The 20,016-nt window shown below is 54.0% G+C and carries 13 protein-coding genes; 5 read left to right on the top strand and 8 right to left on the bottom strand.

All coding sequences use genetic code 11. From position 1 onward, the window contains the following. From HW115_RS09315 to HW115_RS09290, 6 genes are all read right to left on the bottom strand, one after another. The gene (locus HW115_RS09315; protein WP_178932348.1) at positions 1-2,958 is read right to left on the bottom strand and encodes a sulfatase-like hydrolase/transferase; all 2,958 of its coding nucleotides are present in this window, start codon (positions 2,956-2,958) and stop codon (positions 1-3) included. Positions 2,959-3,199: 241 nt separating this feature from the next. Next, complete coding sequence (locus HW115_RS09310) at positions 3,200-4,027, bottom strand: PEP-CTERM sorting domain-containing protein (protein WP_227021393.1); 828 nt, start codon at positions 4,025-4,027, stop codon at positions 3,200-3,202. Between the two features lie 122 nt (positions 4,028-4,149). Then, positions 4,150-4,917 carry a hypothetical protein gene (locus HW115_RS09305; RefSeq protein ID WP_178932346.1) on the bottom strand — a complete coding sequence of 256 codons (768 nt, stop codon included), beginning with the start codon at positions 4,915-4,917 and terminating at the stop codon, positions 4,150-4,152. Positions 4,918-4,938: 21 nt separating this feature from the next. After that, positions 4,939-6,483, bottom strand: coding sequence for a LamG-like jellyroll fold domain-containing protein (locus HW115_RS09300; RefSeq protein ID WP_178932345.1), 1,545 nt, complete (start codon positions 6,481-6,483; stop codon positions 4,939-4,941). Further along, on the bottom strand, positions 6,480-7,022 hold the full coding sequence (locus tag HW115_RS09295; RefSeq protein WP_178932344.1) for a sigma-70 family RNA polymerase sigma factor: 543 nt from the start codon (positions 7,020-7,022) through the stop codon (positions 6,480-6,482). The genes HW115_RS09300 and HW115_RS09295 overlap by 4 nt, the downstream gene beginning before the upstream one ends. A 131-nt stretch (positions 7,023-7,153) precedes the next feature. Beyond that, the gene (locus tag HW115_RS09290) at positions 7,154-8,152 is read right to left on the bottom strand and encodes a PEP-CTERM sorting domain-containing protein (RefSeq protein WP_178932343.1); all 999 of its coding nucleotides are present in this window, start codon (positions 8,150-8,152) and stop codon (positions 7,154-7,156) included. Positions 8,153-8,317: 165 nt separating this feature from the next. Here HW115_RS09290 and HW115_RS09285 point away from each other — a divergent pair, with 165 nt between their 5' ends. The 5 genes from HW115_RS09285 (at position 8,318) to HW115_RS09265 (ending at position 15,897) form a co-directional block, all read left to right on the top strand. Continuing rightward, complete coding sequence (locus tag HW115_RS09285) at positions 8,318-9,190, top strand: MYG1 family protein (protein ID WP_178932564.1); 873 nt, start codon at positions 8,318-8,320, stop codon at positions 9,188-9,190. 79 nt (positions 9,191-9,269) lie between these two features. After that, positions 9,270-9,794 (top strand): sigma-70 family RNA polymerase sigma factor, encoded by a 525-nt coding sequence (locus HW115_RS09280; protein WP_178932342.1) that lies wholly within the window; start codon positions 9,270-9,272, stop codon positions 9,792-9,794. A gap of 8 nt (positions 9,795-9,802) precedes the next feature. Continuing rightward, positions 9,803-11,410 (top strand): LamG domain-containing protein, encoded by a 1,608-nt coding sequence (locus HW115_RS09275; protein WP_178932341.1) that lies wholly within the window; start codon positions 9,803-9,805, stop codon positions 11,408-11,410. Positions 11,411-11,558: 148 nt separating this feature from the next. Beyond that, positions 11,559-12,227, top strand: a complete 669-nt coding sequence (locus HW115_RS09270) for a PEP-CTERM sorting domain-containing protein (RefSeq protein ID WP_178932340.1) — start codon at positions 11,559-11,561, stop codon at positions 12,225-12,227. A 283-nt stretch (positions 12,228-12,510) separates the two neighbouring features. Continuing rightward, positions 12,511-15,897, top strand: coding sequence for a sulfatase-like hydrolase/transferase (locus HW115_RS09265; protein ID WP_178932339.1), 3,387 nt, complete (start codon positions 12,511-12,513; stop codon positions 15,895-15,897). A gap of 18 nt (positions 15,898-15,915) precedes the next feature. Here the strand turns inward: HW115_RS09265 and HW115_RS09260 are convergent, their stop codons facing one another. Beyond that, a complete protein-coding gene (locus tag HW115_RS09260) occupies positions 15,916-19,299 on the bottom strand; it encodes a VIT domain-containing protein (protein WP_178932338.1) in 3,384 nt (1,127 codons plus the stop codon). After that, positions 19,296-20,009, bottom strand: a complete 714-nt coding sequence (locus tag HW115_RS09255; RefSeq protein WP_178932337.1) for a hypothetical protein — start codon at positions 20,007-20,009, stop codon at positions 19,296-19,298. The genes HW115_RS09260 and HW115_RS09255 overlap by 4 nt, the downstream gene beginning before the upstream one ends. Between the last annotated feature and the right edge of the window lie 7 nt (positions 20,010-20,016).

Raw genomic sequence — 20,016 nt, 5'->3', positions numbered from 1 at the left:
TTATTCTAATTCGACTTTATAAAAACGGCGGGGGCTGGAGCTGGCGGGTAGCGGGTAGGATGTTTGGCTGCCCGGGTCTGCGCTGATGTTGCTGGCAATGATACTTGACCAATCGACGAGGTCATTGCTTGTGCGAATGGTAAAACGGGTGTCGGGGGAGGATGGCCAGGTCAAAGTGATCGAGCCATCGCTTTCAGGTCTTGCCTGAAGTTTGAAGTAGCTTCCGGGGTCGAGTGGATCGGTTCCGAGCCGTGCTTCTTCGCCATCGTCAAGGTTATCGTCGTCGCTGTTAGCCTTGGTGGCATCGGTTTCGGATCCGTCCTGAATGCCGTTGCGATTGGGGTCCTCGGCGTTGTCGTCCAAACCGTCGTTATCGGTGTCGATTCCATTGATTGCGGGTAGGATGATTGGGTGGTCGTCACCGGGTGAGGCGGGCAGGTTGATGGCTGCCATGGCTGCGTCGTTTTCGCGCAGGTAGGGGTATTGTCCTTCGCGGAAGGTGATTTCAGCGATCAGATCTCGTGCCATTTGCATGACTTGTCCCGAATTGTAATTCGGGCTGCTGGCGCTGGCCCGGTTGTCGGCTTCATACGGGTCGTCGTGCAGGTTGTAGAGTTCGTAGGTGCCGAGCGGAGCCTCGATATTGAAGTCCTCGACTTCGTTGTTGTAATTGTAGATGAGTTTCCAGTCGCCTTGGTGGAGGATCGAGAAGAAATCGTGGGCGTGGGGGGTTGGCGAATGAATCAGCAGTTGCTCACGGGTTTCAAAACCTGAGCTGTTGCTGAGGTAGCCAGCGAGGTTGTATCCGTCGATGACGAGAGGGTCGCTGTTATCATCCTGAGTGGGCAGGGAAATGTTGGCTGCATCGCAGAGGGTTGGGAATAGATCTTGGGAGGCGATGATATTGGGGACGGCCTTGCCGGCGGCGATGGGGAAGGCTTGCTGGTGAGGATTACTGGCATCCGGTTTGGCCCACGAGACAATGAATGGTATGCGGGTACCTCCCTCATGGCGGTGCCCTTTTTGGCCGCGGCACGGATTGCTCATACCGAGGGTGGTCGGGTTGCCTCCGGCACCGGGGTCGACCTCGGAGCCATTGTCGCCGAAGAAGATGACGATGGTATTTTCGGCCACACCGAGTTCGTCGAGGCGGGTGAGGATGTCATGGGTCGAGTGATCCACGCCTTCGATCATGGTGGCGACATCCAGGGTGTTGCCAGTGAGACCGGCATACTTCGGGTTATTGGCAAAACGAGGGTCGAGCTGATGTGGTTGGTGGGTGGCGAAGTGGGACATGTAGGCAAAGAAGGGTTTACCGAGCATGACGCTGTCTTCGAGACGTTCGATCATTTCCAGAGTAATTGCCTCGGTGACAAACACGGGTTCATCTTTCCAAGTAGCGTCGGCATATTTTACCGGGTCGAGGTCATGGTAGGTTTTATCCTGGTACTCGGCCATGAAGGTGGTCGCACTCGTGGAGCTTCCCTTGAGATTAAATGCGGGGGTCGCGTTGGAATAGCAATTGCTGTGTTGGCCTTTTTGAGTCGCGCAGACGTTGATTTGAAACCCGTAGAAATCGTTGGCGGGGTCGGCAGCGGGAGTTTTGTAGTGGTCGATATCGAGGTTGTCGTTACCGATGTGGCCTTTTCCGCAGATGATGGTGCGGTAGCCGGCATCACGCATCACTTCGGCCAGGGTGCGGTTGGCAGCGGTGAGGTCCAGATTCGGTTGGGACTTGAGGTTGAAATGAGAGCCTCCACCGCCGATGTAATTGGTGGTTCGGTGGCGGGCTGCATTTTGTCCCGTCATAAAGCTGACCCGCGTGGGTGAGCACATCGGGGAGACGTAGGCGCGGGTAAAAATAGTGCCCTGGGATGCGAGCTGCTCAAGCGTGGGGGTGTGGTAGTGCTCGTTGGTTTGGCTGAATGATGGTAGCCCGAGGCTGTCGGGGTTGCCTTTGGCGATTGGGTTGCCATTTTTATCGAGGTTGAAATTGACGGTGCCGTCTTCCGTCCCCCAGTCGTCTGTTAGAATGACGAGGATGTTGGGTTTGTTGGGTTTGGGGTGAACGGTGAGTGCTGCGGTTTTGCTTCCTTCGCTGTTGGTTGCAGTCAAGGTGTAGGTGGTTCCAGGATTGGCGTTGACTTCGATACTGCCGGCTCCTGCCGTGCTCAGGGAGGTGACATCACCAAGCCCTTGATCGATACTCAGGCTGGTAGCGTCTGTGGTTGACCATGAGAGGGTGATGGTTTCGTTGGACCCGATTTGATATCGGTTGGAGCTGAAGAAAGTGATGGCTGGTTCGGGTGAGGCAGGGGGGGCGGAGTTTACCTCGATGGTGAAGTGGCTTCCGAGAGGGCGCCAGGCACCGGAGTCTCCATCGGCTGTGGTGTAGGAAAAACTCAGACTGCTCTGGGTGGTGTCTGTAAGGGGCAGGGTTTCGTTGGTTGTTCCACTGTAGGAAAATTGTTCGCCGTTGATGGTGGCGGTGTCGTTGACGTTATCCCAGTTGCCCATGGTGATAGCGCTGAACCCAGAGAAGGATCCAGAGCCATTGCCTGTTCCTCCGTCCAGATTGACGGACATGGATTCGTAAGTGACGGTCATTTCGTCGCCGTTGCCGTTGAGGGAAGTGCCGCCCGGGGAGAGCCACCCGGTTCCGGAGGTGTTGGTCTGCAGGTTGCCGGAGCCGGTGACTCGGAAGTTGATCGCAACGCTGTCGTTGCTGCCTCCGCTGTTGTTGAGGTCGAGGCCGCTGATGGTGAACTGCTGGATCTGGCCGGGGGCTGTGCCGGAAGTGTTGTCGGCGACGAGAGTGGTGCAGGTCAACGTTCCGGATGAAGCACTACCTTGGTCATTAGTGCTGCTGGTATTGGCGGCCCCGGAGATGGTGATGGTTTCAGCGCTGAGTGAGGGGATGAGGCTGATCAAAATGAGAGCGGACAGGGTGCGGATCATGGCAGGTGGATGTATGGAATGCGGCGGCTTGACGCCGCTTTGTTTTCGATTGGCGATTGGCGATTGGCGATTGGCGGTTTGTAGTTTGTAGTTTGTAGTTTGCGGAGCGGCTGGCGGTGTCTTTGTCTCGTGGGAGTCGCCAAAGCGGCGTCAAGCCGCCGCACTCCATAGGGGTAAAAAACCCGGCAGGAAAGGGGCATCCTGCCGGGTCTGAATCCAACGCTTGGCTATGGTTGAAGTTCTACTTGCGGCGGCGCAAAATGAGGGCCAATCCACCAAGGCCGATCAGGGCGGTGGAAGAGGGTTCGGGGACGGCTGAGATATCGAGGTTATCGAGACCCCAAGCAGATTTTGACCCTTCAGTAGTGAATACGATTTTATTAAACTCTGTAGCAGAGTTGAGATAATTTTTTGAAGCAGATGAACCTGTCGTGCCACCTGTATACATCTCGTAATCAACCGTGTAGCTTGTAGCTGACAGGTTGATGGTCATGTTAGCTCCTGTATCATTAGCAAAAATATCATCAGTAATGAGATTTGATACTTTTGCTCCTGAAGCATTGTATTCAGCGACTCCGTAACGTGGTCCAGGGTCAGAGCTATTCATCAGTGAGATGCTCATTACCATAGTATTTCCATCAAACAGACTAATCATGAAGCCATTACTCGGTTGAGATCCTGAGTTATCCATGAATGCATCAAAGGAAAGACTGGTGTTAGCAAGTGTTTGAGCGCTATCGAGTGTTAAGGTAGCTGTCGCGGAACTCGTTGTGCCGGTGTCAACATTAGTAGCCCTACCAAGATAAAGGTGGTTACCTGTCATTCCTTGTCTGGTGCTGTCACCAGCTTGAATGACTGATGCCGAAGTGGAATCAGTAACATCTCCTGTAGCCGTTACATTGCTCCACGTGCCACCAGTGGTCGTATCGCTGTTAAGAATGGTTGCCGTTGTATTCGCGGAATTACTAATATCCCCTGAAGCAATCCCTTCAAAATTGGCAATCACCGCCGCTTGCGCGGAGCTCATGCTTATTATGGCGCCTAGAAGCGCGTATGTTGTATGTTCCATATTCTTATGTATTCTTTTTTCTTAGTTGTTGTGTTCTTGTTGTGTTCTAGGAAGTTAGGACGAGACCTGTTGCAGGTGTGGTCTGTTGCTTCCAGGAAAGAGTATTTGGGAGGGGGGTGATTTTAGTCGAGGATGATGGAGATGCCTCCGATGCTGATCAGGGAGCCGGGGTTCTTGTGTTTGGCGGGTTCTTGGGCCGCCAGTGTGGGATGTGTGTTTGGAGTGTTGTGAACGGTTCCCTTGGTTTTGACGTCCAAGGAAAAGTTCCATGATAGTGGGCGCCACTGGCCGGAGGCTTTGTTGTCGTAGCGCAGAACCCAGTAATTGCTGGGGCGGATGGAGAAGGTTTCGTAGTCATTGCCTTCGCTCCAAACGATGCGCTTGAAATTCAGCTTGGCGTTGTCATCCCGCTCTTCCCATTTGCCGAGCTGGACCGCGGAAAAGGCGGTGAAGCTACCCTCGCCTGAGTCGGGTTTTCCGTTGAGGTCGATGTGGAGGGACGCGAACTCCATCCGAATAAATTGTCCGACGCTGCTTAATGCGGTGCCTTTCGGGCTGAGCCAGCCGGACTTGTTACTGAGGGATGTTTGGATGTTTCCGCTGTCGGTGGTGATCTTGAAACTGATGCGGACTTGGTCGTTGTTGCCTCCTTCGGCATCGAGGTCGAGCTGATCGATAGTGTAGGTCAGGGTGCCAGTTGAGGCGGCATCATCTTGGATGAGGTCGTCGGGCCGGATGTGAAGCTTGCCGATCGAAGCGATGCCGACATGTTGAGGGCTCAGCGTGTTGGAGGCTGCTGTGACCTGGATGGTGACGGACTCCTTGATTTGCCCATTCAGCATGCTGGTGCCGAGGGTTGTGAAGCTAAGCCATGGTAGGAGTCGGAGCATCGGAGATGGTTGGGGCTGTGATTAGCGGCGGGGCGATTGTTCTTGGAATAGTTGTTGTGCCTGAGCCGGGCTCATATGGCCGTCGAAGAGGTAGAGTTCGTCGAGGCTTGCGTGCAGGGTTTTTCGGCGTCCGGTGGCATAGTGCAGGCTGGAACCGATCAGAAGAGGCACGGCTTTTCGGGTTCGGGTGGAGGCTTTTGGTGATTCTTTTGACTTTCTTTGAGTGGTGATGGTTTCTGGGATACCGTTGATATAAACTTGGGCCTGGGGGTTTTCGTTGGTCTGTTGTCCGTGGGTGATGATGATGTGATGCCAGGTGCCTCGGCTGAGTGTGGTGGAACTGTCTGCCCAGAGGTTCCCCCATGAGATGCGCAGGTTCGGGCGATCATGGTCGGGGTGTTGTTTCAGGGTGATTTTCCATTTTCCGGTGCTGAGTGAGCGGTCACCCCATCCAAGAATACCGCTTTCGTTATCGTTGTAGCTGGAATCCGGGAGTCGGATCCAGAAGCTGGCCGTCACTGGTCGACCATCGGAGAATCCAGGCCAATTGGTGACGAGGTGCTGGCCCGCGCCATTGAGATCGAGTGCCTTGCCGTGGACTCCCGGGACGATGGACGGGTCGGAGAGGGATGACTTGGCAGGAGTAAAGGGTTGGGTTTCAAGAGTGTGAACCAAAGGGTGGGACCCTTGCACGCTGTATGGCTTGTTTTGGTCAAAACTCCAATGCAGATAGGGAAGGGATGTGGGCAGGGTGTTGAGGAAGGCCTCGGGGTTACTTGGGATCTTGGTCAGGCGCCCGATCGGATCGATACGCCTGGCCTGGCCTGCGGTGAGAATGGTGGTTTGTTTGCGAATACGCTTGGCGCTGACTTCGACTTTCCCCTTGAGGATGTGGACTTCATCGTGTTGAGCGGGGTGGGAGATCACGCCGAACTCGGTCCCGAGATCGACCATCTGAAGGTCGCCGGTTTCGACCCGGAATCCCTCGGCCCCTTTGGGAACATGAAACCATGCGGTTCCCTGCCGGAGATAGAGCTGGTCCCCATCGTGCAGTGTCATATCGGCAGGCGCCATCACCACGGCCTTGGTTCCCGAGGAGAAGTTCAGCTCAACACTGCCTTGGCTGAGTTGAAGTCTCGATCCGGGGGCCATGATTTGTCCGGTGGGGGTGTTTGCCGACTGCTCATGGCTGATGGTGAACTGGGTGCCCGGTGAGGTTTTGAAAGCAAGGCTGGGAGTGTGTGGCGGGGTCGCAAAAAACAGGCGCAGGGCGACCAGTGAGAGCAGAATACACGCGGCTGCCGCAGTCAGCGCAATCCGGACGGTTCTACGTTTTTGGCGTCGGATGATGCGGTCGATAGGAATCACCTTGGAGGTTCCGAGTTGGGTGACTGCTTTGGGTTGGTGTTCCAGATCCAGCACATTGTGCATATCGACAAATTCGAGATACTTTTGCCGGGCTTCTGGTGAGTGCTGCAGGTAATGTTCCAGCTCGGCAAAGCCTTCGGCTGACAGGTCGTTGTCGAGGAGTTGGGAGACGGCGGCTTCAAAGGCTTCTGGGGTCATGCTGGATCTCCTTTCCATTTGAGACGTTTATTGATGCACTGGCGCAAGGTGGCGCGCAGGCGGCTGAGGGTGACGCGGAGGGACGCCCTGCTTCGGCCGGACGTTTGGGAGATTTGGGCCATGTTGTTGGATGAGTCTTCGTAGCGTGCCTGAATGAGTTCCTGATTGGCTTGGCTGAGTTGTTTGAGGCATTGTTGCAGTGCCTGTCGTTTTTGTTCGAACTGTTCGGGATGCCGTTCTTCAGCTTCTTTGGCGAGGGTTTCGCAGAGTTCGTCGTTAAAGATCAGGAAGCCGTTTCGTTTTTGTTTTTTCCGGTAGTCGAGGATTTTGTAATAGGCGACGGTGCATGCCCATGCGCCGAAGTTGGTTCCAAGCTGGAAATCGTTCATTTTTTCCCAGAGTCGGATATTGACCTCCTGGAGGATGTCGCGGACGTCCGGTGAGCCTGGAACCTGGGAGATGATGTACGAGCGAATGACCTCCTGGTGGTCGGTCAGGAGGCTGACAAATTCCTGGGAAATTTGCGGATGTTTGGGCACCTACATAAATAAGCCATAATGAGCTCAGGCGTTAACGGAAAAAGGTACAAAAAAACCACTCCCCGGCGTGAGGAGTGGTTTTTATGGTGAATAAACGGACAGCTTATGGCTGAGCGCGAAGCGTTTTACCCTTATTTACGTCGGCGCAGGATGAGGGCGAGGCCAGCCAATCCGAGTAGGGACGTTGACGATGGCTCGGGGATGGCAGTGTAGGTCAGGTTGTCCGCTGTGCTCAATAGAGTGTCTTTATTGAGAGCTGTTACACGCACTCCATTGACCCAAATGTCACCTGTCCCGCTGTCGTTGAGCTGGTCGTCGAGTTCGTTGGTATTTCTGAAAATCAGTTGAGCACCTGATGCCAGATTGACGGATGATTGATTGGTTTGTGAATTGATTGGATCCCCGCTGCCTTTGAGTTCGATCGAGCTGGAGCCATCGACAAAGAGTATGGTATTGTTTGAGACGAACTGTGACAGCCATGAGGATCCGTTGGTCAGGCTGATTTGACTTGGGAATAATTCGGAGGATGTAAACCCAGCTGAGCCTGTGAAGATGGCAGAAGAATTAGACAGGGTGAGGCTGGTGAAAGTCGGGTTGCCATTGGAAAATGTGATGGTCCCCGTATCGATGGTCATGCTGGCTACATTGCCGGTTGCTCCGGTCAGGTTGACGTTGGTGGCTCCACTGACGTTGAGCAGGTCGATAGCTGCTCCATTGACGGTGATGGTTTCAAAGTTGCTGACATTGCCAACATTCAAAGTAGCTCCTCCATTGACGGTGAGTGTGGTTCCAGCTCCACCCCCGACGACTTCGGCATTTGATCCTGATGCCAGGGTTTTACCTCCGCCAATCGTCAGGCTATTGCCGGTGCCGACTTGGAAACCAGGAGAAAAGTTGGATGGTTCGCCGGCTCCTGCATTGATCTCGATCAGGCCACCTGTGACAGCTGTGACGTCTGAACCGCCATTGATGCTGTTCGCCGGAGGCACAACGCCGTTGTCGTCAAGCCAGTTGTTTTCGGCATAGAGGGAGACTCCGTTGCCCGCGCCGGTCCAAGTGAGAGATGCGTGTGAGGTAAGAACGCTGGTTGCCGAAATGGCCGCGATCTGAAGCAGTGGTGTAGTTTTCATGGGAGAGGAAAATGAAATTTTAAGTCTGATTGATGATTTTAGTGAGATTGCCGGATTTGAAAAGATGATTTTTGAGCTTTTTGGGGGACTTGTCCGAGAGCGTGCATAAAAGGAGGAAGCTCTGGTTGACCATGGGGCGTGACTGTGGGCAGGCTGGGGGCTGCGATGAGTATCGATTATCTACTGACCCATCCGGGAGGTGCCCACAAAGACGATTTTTTAGCCTGCAGTTTGATGATTGCCCTGCACGGGGTGCCATTGGTGCGTCGGGAGCCGACGCCTGGGGAGCTTGAGGACCCGCGGGTGTGCGTGATTGATGTGGGTGACCGACACGAGCCGGAGAACAACAACTTTGATCACCATCAATTTGACCGGGATCACGTGCCGACCTGTGCCCTATCCTTGGTGCTGCAGCATCTGGGGGTGTATGAGGATGCCCGTTTGTTTTGTGACTGGTTGGAGCCTGCCGAGTGGTTTGATACCCGGGGCCCTAAGAAAACAGCAGAGTGGCTCGGGGTGGAGCGGGATATCATTTCCAAGATGAATTCTCCGATCGATATCTCGATGTTGCGACGATTTGCTTCGGTCGGTAAGGATGATCGGTTGGGCTCGGGTGATCCAGTGTATGAATTGATGCGAATGATCGGAGAGGACCTACTGGATTACCTCAAGGGGGTGCGGGAGCGGATTGATTTTGTGGCCCAGCGTGTCTGCCGCTGGGAGTTGGAAAAGGATGGGGAGGCGTTCAGCGTTTTGGTGTTGCCCCGGACGGATGAAAGCATTGATGACGCATCCGGCGGTTTGGCTCGCTACCTATTGGTGAACGGGCTGGATCAGGAGATTGCGGCGATTGTCTATCCGGACAGTCGCGGGACTGGTTATGGTCTTGCTCGTTTCAATGACCACCCCAAGCTCGATTTCTGCCGGGTGCAAGATGAAGCGGATGTTCATTTTGCTCACAACAGTGGGTTTTTATGTAAAACGAGTGTGACGGATGAAGTCAGGTTGAAGCATTTGTTGATTGGCGCCTGGGGGTAATGGTTGAAAAAAAAGTAATACAGCAACATCAATTGTCATTTATGGTAGTAGTCTTCTACTGATGACAATGATGAACCCGATGTCTCCAGAGCAAATTGAATACCTTCAGTTGGTGACCAGTCACCAGGCGATGCTGCAGGGGTATATTCACAGCATTGCTCCGGGGGTGGAGGCCGAGGATGTTCTGCAGGAGACCAATGTGCTGCTCTGGCAAAAAATGAATGATTTCGAGTTGGGCACGAATTTCAAGGCCTTCGCCTGCAAGGTTGCCTATTTCAAGACCATGGAGAGTTTGCGTGCGCAGTCGCGCAAGAAGTGGCTCGTCTATGACTCGGACATCGTCGAGAACATCAACGACTACTATGCGTCGGGAAATGAGGATAGGGGAGAATTTCAATCGGCACTGCGGCGATGTCTGAGTAAGCTGAAACAGAAGGACAGGGCCTTGGTGACAAGCCGCTACACAGATGGCAGGACGGTGCGGGAAATTGCCGCCATGCAGAAGAAAAAAGAAGGTGCGCTCCAGCAGGCATTTTTTCGGATTCACCGAGGTCTGCGCTCCTGTGTCACCCGGCAACTTGGAAAGAGCCAATCGATTTCATGAACCAGGAAATGATACAGATGATCGGCAGGGCACTGGACGGCTCGATCGATGAGCAGGAGTTTGCCAAACTGCAGGAAGAGTTGCGTCGTGATTCGGAAGCGATGGCATATTACTGTGAGCAAGCCGAACTCAGTGGTCGCTTGGACTGGGAGTTGAAGCACCATGTCTCCCTCGGCGTGACTGAAAAGGCGGTTCCGCTTACCCGGGCGAACTGGATGCAGTTCGCGGCCGTGGCCGCAGGGGTGGCGCTCGTAACTTGGTTTGCTCTTACCCAATTCTCTCCGATGTCGATGGAGCAGAGCGGCAAGGTAATCGCAGGCGGTGGAGGGCAGGTGGAACCATTGCCCGAAGGCGCTCAGTCGACCTTGGCGAGGGTCACCAACATGCAGGATGCCGTATGGAAAGATCCATCATTGCGAGTCGGATCATGGCTGACTGCCGGAGTAATTGAACTCATTTCCGGCAATGCCGAGGTAACCTTTGATTCGGGAGCCCGAGTGGTGATTCAAGGGCCTGCCGAGTTGGGATGCCTTTCCCCGAAATTGGCGAGTTTGGTCCGTGGTAAGGGTGTGGTTCATATTCCGGCGCAGGCCGAGGGCTTTCGTTTGAAGACGCCATCGAGCTCCTTTGCTGACCAGTCCTGTTCCTTTGCTTTGGCGGTGGATGAGGAAGAAACAGAAGTGCATGTGATCGAGGGGAGTATCGAGGCCAGCCCGAATCAGAACATGACCATGGCCAGAACCTTGAATGCCAAACAATCGTTGCGGATGAATGAGACTCATTTGTTAGGAGAAGGTGAAATCCGCTATGCTGCCGGAGGGTTTCATTCTGAATTGCCGGTGTCCGGAACGCAATCCAAGGCACGGTTCTTGAGGTGGTCGTTTGATTCGATGCTGATGGATACCTTCCCGGAGTCCGGCAGCTATTCGGGGGCTGGCTACGGCGCCGTATTGAAGCAGTTGCCGAGGATGCCGGGTGAAGCGCAAGCACACGTCATCAAAGGAAAATTCGGAAGGGCACTTCGTTTCGATGGATTGGGGTCGTATCTTGAGACTCGCTTTCCGGGAGTTACAGGAGCTGCCGAACGGACGGTGGCTTGCTGGGTAAGAATCCCGAAAGCGGCACAAAATAAAAATGCTTATTCGATTGTTTCCTGGGGTGAACCACAGTCGCAGACGGGAACCAAGTGGCAGGTGTCATGGAATCCGGGTGTGGACAATACAGGCCAGTACGGCGCCTTACGGACCGAGTTCGGAGGGGGTCGGGTCATTGGTAGCGCCAACCTCCGTGACGGCAAATGGCACCATGTGACATCGGTGTACCTTGGAGCGTCGTCCGAGCATGTCTCCAGTCAGGTCTTACATTATGTTGACGGTAAACTGGAGGCCGTGACGGCTGCTCGCCACCAGCAGATTGATACCCAAGTGCAGGAGGATGAGCAGAGCGTGGCTTACATCGGGAGACGATTGGAAAACGAATCATCGTTTGGAACGTTTCATGGTGCGATTGATGAACTTTATGTTTTTCCTGCGGCCTTGACCCCGTCCCAGATTATGAACCTTTACCAGCGCAATGAGGCTCCTGAGAGTTTGATTCCGTCCTTGGTGAATCGATAGCTTTCTCCCATTGATTCAGCCTACTGAAGAGCGTCTGATTTTTTTATCGTAAAAAAGTAATACTTTTCCGGTTTGTTGTCATTTGACAGCGCTTCCCACCATTCCGGTAGGATTCGGAGGGGGCATTTGAACTGTAAACACGAATTATATGATGATTAAACAACTACTGAGCGCTGTTACCTTTTCAGGTATGGCGGCGCTGACAAGTCAGGCAGCCGTAATCGCAGATTGGGATTTTTCAGGAGCATCAGGGACGGTTCCAGATGCTGATATTACACCCGGATCTACACTGATAGACGCAACCAATTCCGGAGCTGTCACGGGGATATCCTCCAGTGATCTTCTTAGTGGTGGGAGTTTGCGATATGAGAATGCCGGAGGAGCTGCGGGGGAACTTAATTTGAAGAATTTTCACATCACGTCAGGTAATGGTAGAGGCTCGTTTTCGTTTACCCTCACCGCTGATCCGGGAAAGACGATTGAGGTCACCAGTCTTACGATGAGTTCTTATCGGAACGGTGGCGGTGCGCCAACTCAGCTTCAGTGGCATGTAACTGTCGACGGTGGCACAGAAGAAGAATATGGAACTGAACAGGTAGGGCAGCTTACTCCGTTTGCCGTAGACACTTTTACGGAGTCTATTACAGGAGCGACCACTGTGAAGTTTGAGTTCAGGTTGGATAATGCAACGGGTAATGGAAATATCCATTTCAATGATATTCAAGTGAATGGTTCGGTTAACGCCGTGCCGGAGCCGTCTTCAGCAGCTCTTGTAGGCCTTGGAGGGCTATCACTTATCCTGCGCCGCCGGAAGTAAGTAGATGGCCAAGTCGTGGGATTTCCCATTGGCTTGGAACCATGGGGCAGTCACCGGCTGACATCTATAGCATCCACCGCAAAGAAGCCGGTGGATGCTTTTTTTACAACATGGTTTCGGCTCCCTCTTATGGCGCAAGATACCCGTAAGGTGATGAGTAATACTTTTATCGCTTGCGGACATAAGGGAGTGTGTTCGTTTTTACATCATTGTTGATGGGCCCACAGTTGAGCGGCACGTTTGAAACTTGCCATGTGTTTACTTGTTTTTATCTTTTGATCTGATGCTACGATTTACTTGTCTTTGCTCTTTGTTTTCGATCGTTCTTACGGCCGGTGCCTGGTCGGCGGCTGCGCCTAATGTGATCCTGGTCATGTGTGATGACCTTGGCTTTGGTGATATTTACAATCTGCACCAGCACAAGCGGGACAATGGCGCGGGTGGCGGTATCGCGGGGGACGGGGTGATGAATGGCACGGAAGAAGCCTTTATTTACACCCCGCAGCTTGACCGTATGATTGCTGAGGGGGCGAAACTCACACGGCACTACACCAGTGCTCCGGTCTGTGCCCCCGCTCGCGGATCGCTACTCCAGGGCCGGGACCAAGGGCATGCCAACATCCGAGATAACTCTTTTGATAAACGGATCGATGATAACCATACTCTGGGCACGGTGATGCAATCCGGCGGCTATTATACCGCTTGTGTAGGAAAATGGGGGGTCGGGGGAACCTCGCCAACGGATGAGGCCAGGCCAAACAATCGAGGGTTTGACTATTTTTATGGGTATACCCGCCACATCCATGGTCATCAGCACTACCCTGGTAATGGTGGGACCGTGGTGGAGCAGAGTTCTCCTGTCACCAGTGGACTGGACCACGCCTACACCACTGATCTGTGGACCGCCAAGGTGAAGAGTATCATTCAGGACCGCACGACCAACCATGCAGGAACTCCGTTTTTTATTTATCTCGCCTATGATGCTCCTCATGCCCAACTCCAGGTTCCCACCCAGGCGTATCCGGCTGGCTCTGGAACGAGCGGAGGATTGAGTTGGCCTTTGAATACAAACTCGGGAACCAATGACAGCTGGATCCACCCGGATTACAGTGCTTTGTCGAATGCGGCTGCCCGGCATGCGACCATGGTGCGGAGGATTGACACCTGTATGGGCGATATCCTGCAAACACTCCGGGACCTGAACATCGATGACAACACGCTGGTGATTTTCACCTCGGACAACGGAACACACAATGAGTCGGGGTCGGGTGGTAGCGTTGCCCACAACCCGAGGAATTTTGATTCCTATGGAGAACTCGAAGGTATCAAGCGGGACCACTGGGAGGGGGGGATCCGAGTGCCGACTTTCGCCTGGTGGCCGGGAAGCATCGGTGACAATAACCCGTCGACACCTGGACGTAATTCGCTTCGTCCGTCTGCCTTCTGGGATTGGATGCCCACCGTGGTGGATGCCGCCGGGCTGACTCCCCCGGCCTGGACCACTGGTGTTTCCCTGCTTCCCGAACTGACGGGAACGGGGGATCAAAAAGATAAAGGCTATCTCTATTTTGAATACAACGTGGGGGGAAGCACACCCAATTATACCGATTTCCCGAACCACGGAGGAGCGACCCGGGGGCAGATGCAGACCATCTTCATGGATGATACGGATGGTAAACGCTACAAAGGGGTCCGGACGAATGTTTCGAGTCATAGCCAGGACTTTCAAATCTATGATGTGGATGCCGACTCCGATGAGGGAACAAACCTGGCGGCAGGCAAGCCGACCTTGCAGCAGAAGATGAAGGATAGGGTGCTTCAGGTTCGGCTAGATGGTGACTACAATCGTTCCTACCTCTCCGGGGAGTATGCACCGGGTGTGGTCACTCCGGTGGTGCAGGGGATGAATTACAAGGTGTTCACCGGAATCTGGCCGTGGGTACCTGAAACAGCAGGGTTGACTCCAGTGGCGAGTGGTGATTGCAGCGGCTTGGATCTCACTGTGCGCACACAGGATGACAATGTGGTGATTGAATTCACTGGTTATCTGCAAGTGCCAACGGATGGGGAATACACGTTCCGTATGACCACGGATACCACGGTCGCTGACAATGGTTCCGGAGGGATGCTTTGGGTGCACGATGCACACGTCATTGATGATGATTTTAATCATGACGGAACGGAACGCAATGGCTCGATGCGTTTGAAAGCTGGCATTCATCCAATCCGGGTGCTCTATAAACATCGCAGCGGTAGCCATGATATCAGCTTACGTTATTCAGGGCCTGGCGTCAGCCTGCAGGATGTGCCGCTCAATGCGCTCTATCGCGCGGGGACTCCCGCGCCCGAACCGACGGCCGTGCCGGATCATGCCAGTGCCGACGGCGTATCTCCTGTTGCCATTTCTGTGTTGCAGAATGATTACGATGACGGACAACCTTCAACCCTTCAGATCCAGTCGGTTTCGTCTCCGCCCATTGGCTCGGCTGCGATCAACGGCGATCAGATTATCTACACTCCAGAGGCTGGAAAATATGGCCAAGTGACATTCCGTTACACCATCACGGATGGGCAGTATCTTGCGGAGTCCACCGTGACGGTGGATGTTTGTGTGCCATCTGCCGACCTTTGGTTCCCATTGAACGAAACCACTGGCAACACGGTGAGCGAAGCCGGAGGTAAGGTGGTGGGCACGCATAGCGGTGTGGCTGACAGTGAGGCGGTTCATATTGAAGGCAAACATGGCTACGCATTGTCCTTGGACGGAGTGGACGATCAGGTGAACCTCTCAGGGGTGGTTTTGCCCACAGGTGACAGTCCCCGGACGGTTGCGGCCTGGATCAGGGTGTCCGCTACATCCGGGGTAGAAAACCAGGTGATTTTTGGCTACGGCGTGAACACGAACGGTAAACGTTTCAGTTTTCGACTGGACGGGACAACGACTCAGAAACTGCGCCTTGAGGTGCAAGGTGGCTATATCGTTGGATCGACTAACATCAATGACGGTCAGTGGCACCATGTGGCTGTGGTGGTGGATGATTTTAATGGGAACAGCAGCACGGATGTGAATGAGTGCAAGCTGTACGTGGATGGCGTGCAGGAGGTGGTTTCAGGATCGAGCTCCGAGGTGATGAATACCGATCCGGGAGGTGTGGCCGTGATTGGCGCATCGAACCATGCAACAAGCTATAACTTCAAGGGTGACATTGACGAACTGCGTGTCTTTGCGGGAGCAAAGTCATCGGCAGAAATGGCAGACCTGGCAGCGGCGGATGAACAAGTGTCCTCGCTTTGGTTATACCGCCACTTTGGTTCAGTGGTTCCATCGTGGTCGGATGATCGTGACGGTGATGGGGTCGATCTTCTGCAGGAATACGGGTTTGGGGGCAACCCCCACCAGGCGGATGCTCCGACCTCTGAGCCGACGGCTGTTTATAATGAGATAAGCGGACGTTTGGAAGTTCAATACAACCGCCGGAAACCTGGATCGCATGACTTGCAATATTCCATCGAAGTTTCAGATGATTTGGTTTCCTGGTTGTTGCCCTTTCAGGAAGTTTCCGCTGTCTCTCATCCGTTGTTAGGATTTGAGTTTCAACAAGTCTTGGTCGAAACCCTGGATGCGGTGCCCGAAATGGGGCGTCGTTTTGTCCGGGTGAAAGTGGAATAGGGTGCGCTTGCGGTGAGATTATTTTTCTTCTTCATCGTAGCTTAGATCACACTCAGCGACAGGCGTCCAAGAGCTGGATTCGTTTAAAGTAACCGTTGTCCAGTGGCATGCTTGATTGGGTTTTCCCCAGTGGGTGTAAATGGCGATTTGCAGGGTGAGTGGCTGTCTGCTGGTGCAGCTGAGCTGATACTTACCGGGCATCGCGTGCCTCAGTCGATACTCCTGGATGCTGGAGGCGTAGTGAAGTCGGCCGCCCTGGATCGAGTCGTGCCATCGGCTGGTGTGGTCATCGACAGGCTCCTTCACTTTGACTTGTAGTTTGGCTTCTGGGTTGCTGGGGTAAACGACGATTCGCAGGTCGCTGCTCAGGTTGTTGGAGTAATCGGGTGCGGGTTCTGGCAATGGTCGCTTGAGGTAGGCGTTGCGTTCGATGAGTGCCAGTGCGAGGACTTTTGCATCGCTTGTTCGATTGGAAGCAGGGAGGGATGTCACCAGCTCGTGGTATTGCTTGGCCCAGAATGCAGCGGGTCTGTCCGGCTGGACTTTTTGTCGGTAGCGGATCAGGTCGAGCTGGTTCTGAATGGTGTCGGGGTGCGACTGTTGAAGTTGGCGCAAGATCGGGAGTGCGAGATCGAATCTGCCGATTGCTCCGAGCAGGTAGGCCCATGCGCGTGGGTTTTCTGCAGCTTCGTTCGGGTGTTCACGGAGGTTGGAGAGCACTTGGATCGCGAGTTCCTGATGTTGGTTACGTGCAAGGATGCGGGCGGCCTCGAGATAGATGGGTGCCGGAAGCGCGTGCTTTTGTTTAAGCTTTTTCCAGGAATCGTATGCTTGTTGCTCGTTCGTTTTTTGTTTGAGTGCGCGTTCGAAAGCGAGCAGTCGTTTTTTATCAAATGCGGGTGCGAGTGGTGGTAGGATTCGAATGTCTCCTTTGGTAGGGCTGTATTTTTTACGGTGATCGCCTCCGCCAAAGGGGTCATCTGAACTTCCGTCGTCTGAGCTACCATCGAAATCGTCGCCGCTCACCTTCGGGGTGTGGGAGATCGCGGGTGCCCGGGATGGGTCACGGGCGGGTTGCGGGCTGAAGGCGCCAAAGGGATCGTCGGAGTAATGCTCCCAGGGGATCGGGGAGGCGACAACCATATCGCCTGGCTGCAGGGGGATATCCTGGTAGTGCTGGCTGAGTAGGTTGTAGGTGGTGGCGTGGGCATTACGGTAAAGGCTGATGTACTGCAGGTTGCCTGCCGGGTGTAGTCCGCCGGCCCGGGTGATGGCTTGTTTCAGTGTGAGTTTGCCAGACAGGCGGTAGGTGTCAGGATGTTGGACCAGACCGCGGATGGAAACGGCGAGTGCTTGACCGGGTTTTCGTTTGACCTCAAGTGTTGGAAACTTGGCCCACTCACGGATCAGTTGGTCTTGTTGGCGTTTCCACTGTTGGTGGCTGGCATTGTCCCGGATCTGGTGCGCATTGCGGATGAAGCGGAAGGTTTGTTGATGCCAGGTTTCGATGATGCCGTGGCTGTGGGAGTCGAGGTCTTCCGGCTGGAACAGAGACTTGCAGGCATCGAGCCAGAGAGAGCTCTGTCTGAGGTGGTTTTGCAGTACCTTGGAGCGCCAGGGGAAGGTGCGTAGGTGCCACTGCAGATGGAGTTGCCATGCGCGGTGCAGTCGGGTTGGTAAGCCGTCGGTCTGGGAGGTGGTTTTTGTTTTCTGCTGCTCAAATTGTTGGCGTTGGGTTTCCCATTTTTTGCGAAGCGCGGGTTCCGGTGGCGGGATATTGTAGCGGACGTAGTCTTCGAATCGTTCCAAAACGATGAGTGAGGTGTGATCGCTGACGAGCCCGTATCGGCGGCAGTGCTTGATGATGTCCACGGGACGGCTGAGTGTGCGTTCCAGTTGGTTCAGACGTTCTTGTGCGAAGAGCCGCTCGAGCATGTGGGCGTTTTGTAGGGTCACGTCTCCCTGAGAGATGTCTCTGACGACGGTGGTGGATAGTGGTTGTTCGATGGTTTGTCCGTTGCCGTTTTTCCAGATGATCTTGATTTGTTTGGTCGGCTTGCCCGGGATGGTGCCGACCAATGCCTGTGACTGCTGCATGCTCCGAAGGCAGGCGATGAGCTGGGACCCCTCGAGCTCGATGGATTCGATCTTAAAGGCGGTATGGGTGAGTTGGTGCAGCGCTTTGTTGATGTTGCCACGATGTGGTTTTTCCTCCAGCTGGATGTTTGTGACACCTTCGCTGAGTTCGGATGAGGAAAAAGTATGCCCTTGACCACAGTGGAAGATAAAGGTGTTAGGCTGGACCTTGACTTGCAGCGGCAGGGCTTGCTTGGAGCGATTGACATCGGTAAAAACCATCGTGAGCTCGGCTGCTGGTTGATGTTCGGCGAAGGCGTTACGATGGGTTGAGCCGTCGTAGAATGTTTTTTCCAAGGTGTCGCGCAGGGTTTTCCATTGGCCGTCTTGAATGGTGAAGCTACCGGCGTCGATCAGTCGGTTGCGGAGGAATTGCAGGCTGACCTTGACGGGGCCTTGTTCTGCCAACTTTTGGAAATAGGCATCCAGCAGAGCCAGTTCAGCCTGATGGTTCTGAGTGCGACGCGAGTCCGAGGCATCCCAGATGAGATGGATGTGTTGCACGGCTTTGCGCGGCATGTCCCGAATGTCATCCATGGGTTTATAGCGCAAGTAGAGGTAGGTTTGGTCGTCATATTCGCCGGTGATCACAACACTGGATTGATCCTGTGGGCATTGGATCTTGATGGGATCCTTCAGGGTGATGTGCTCGGCTTTGGCTTGGAGGTGCGTGTCGCTGATGGTTTCAAATTCCAGAGATGGGGTGTCGATTTGAGGTGTTTTCGATTGTTCGAAGTGAACGTCGCAGATGAAGGTATCGACGGCTCCCGGGGTTTGGGTTGGCAGCGTGTAAAGCAGTTGCTTGTCATGTTCCCGGAGGGTTTCGGTGTAGGAAATTCGGACACGTTTGGTTCCTTCGGCTGGGATGGGAAAGACCTTGGTGCGGTAGGTGTTGTTGGCTTCACGTTCGACGAGGCCGGGGTCGATCATCTGGCGTTTGATGGATTCGTAGGCGTGGCGTGCCTGAAGTTTTTCTACGGCGACGCCGTTGCGTAACTCGCCATTGATTTCCAAGGCATAGCCAGAAACCGTGGCCCCTTCCGGAAGGGGAAGCACAAATTCTCCCTCCTGCATGCGCTTGGTCTCGTTGCGGAATCGGAGTGTCAGCGTCGTTTCCGCCAGGTCCTGAACCACGCGGACTTCAGCGTGGATGTGATCGATTTTTAACGGAACTCGACCTCCTTTATCCTTCACCCACATCGTGGGCAGGGCAGCCTGCAGGAGGGGGGTGAGTCCGAGAAGAATAAGGGTGAAGATGAATTTCATGGGGAAACGAAGACGGGAGTTGCTTTGATAAAGAAGAGTTGTTTACGGCTGGGGTCGCGGCGACCTGTAGCGTCATAGGGAGTGAAGCTGGTGAGGTAGCCGTAACGGTCACGAACGACAGAGGTCGCCAGGTTGACGCGCCGGGTGTAAAAATCAGGGAAGCGGATGCCAGCTTCTCCCCATTGATCTTTCCAGTTAAACCATTGGTGCCAGGCGCTCAGGTTGATATATTCCGCCGCAAGTCGGATATCGATGATTCCTTCACCAATGGTCGGTTCCATTTCCAGGGTGTTTCCGACGTTGCGGGTTTCAAAGGCGGTGGGTGTGGTTAGGTCGGGTCGAATCCAATTGGTTTTTTGTTTGAAATGCTTGCTGCCTCCGGGAGCACACGGGAGACAAGGTGGTGCATATTCGGTTGGATAGATCCACTCGGTGTAGGATTCATGTGTTGCCTTTTCTCCGCTGCGACAAATAAGTACATCGCTGTTGATCAGCTTGGCCTTTTTTTGTTCAACGAGCTGCCAAGCTGCATCGAAGGTGGGGAGTGCCAGTGGTGAGTCGAACAGTTCGGTGTGGATTGTCAGTGGGATTTCAATCAGCATCGTCTGGATGCGGACGTGTCTGGGGCCGCTACGATCTTTCTCACTTGCCTTGGCCCCACCACTGAGAAAGGCGACGAACAAGAGTGGGCTGAGAAAAAGTGCTTTCATTGGAGGG

The sequence above is a fragment of the Oceaniferula marina genome (genome assembly GCF_013391475.1).
Classification (GTDB): domain Bacteria; phylum Verrucomicrobiota; class Verrucomicrobiia; order Verrucomicrobiales; family Akkermansiaceae; genus Oceaniferula; species Oceaniferula marina.
The sequence above is the reverse complement of the archived record's forward strand: the minus strand, read 5'-3'. Positions and strand labels throughout refer to the sequence as shown.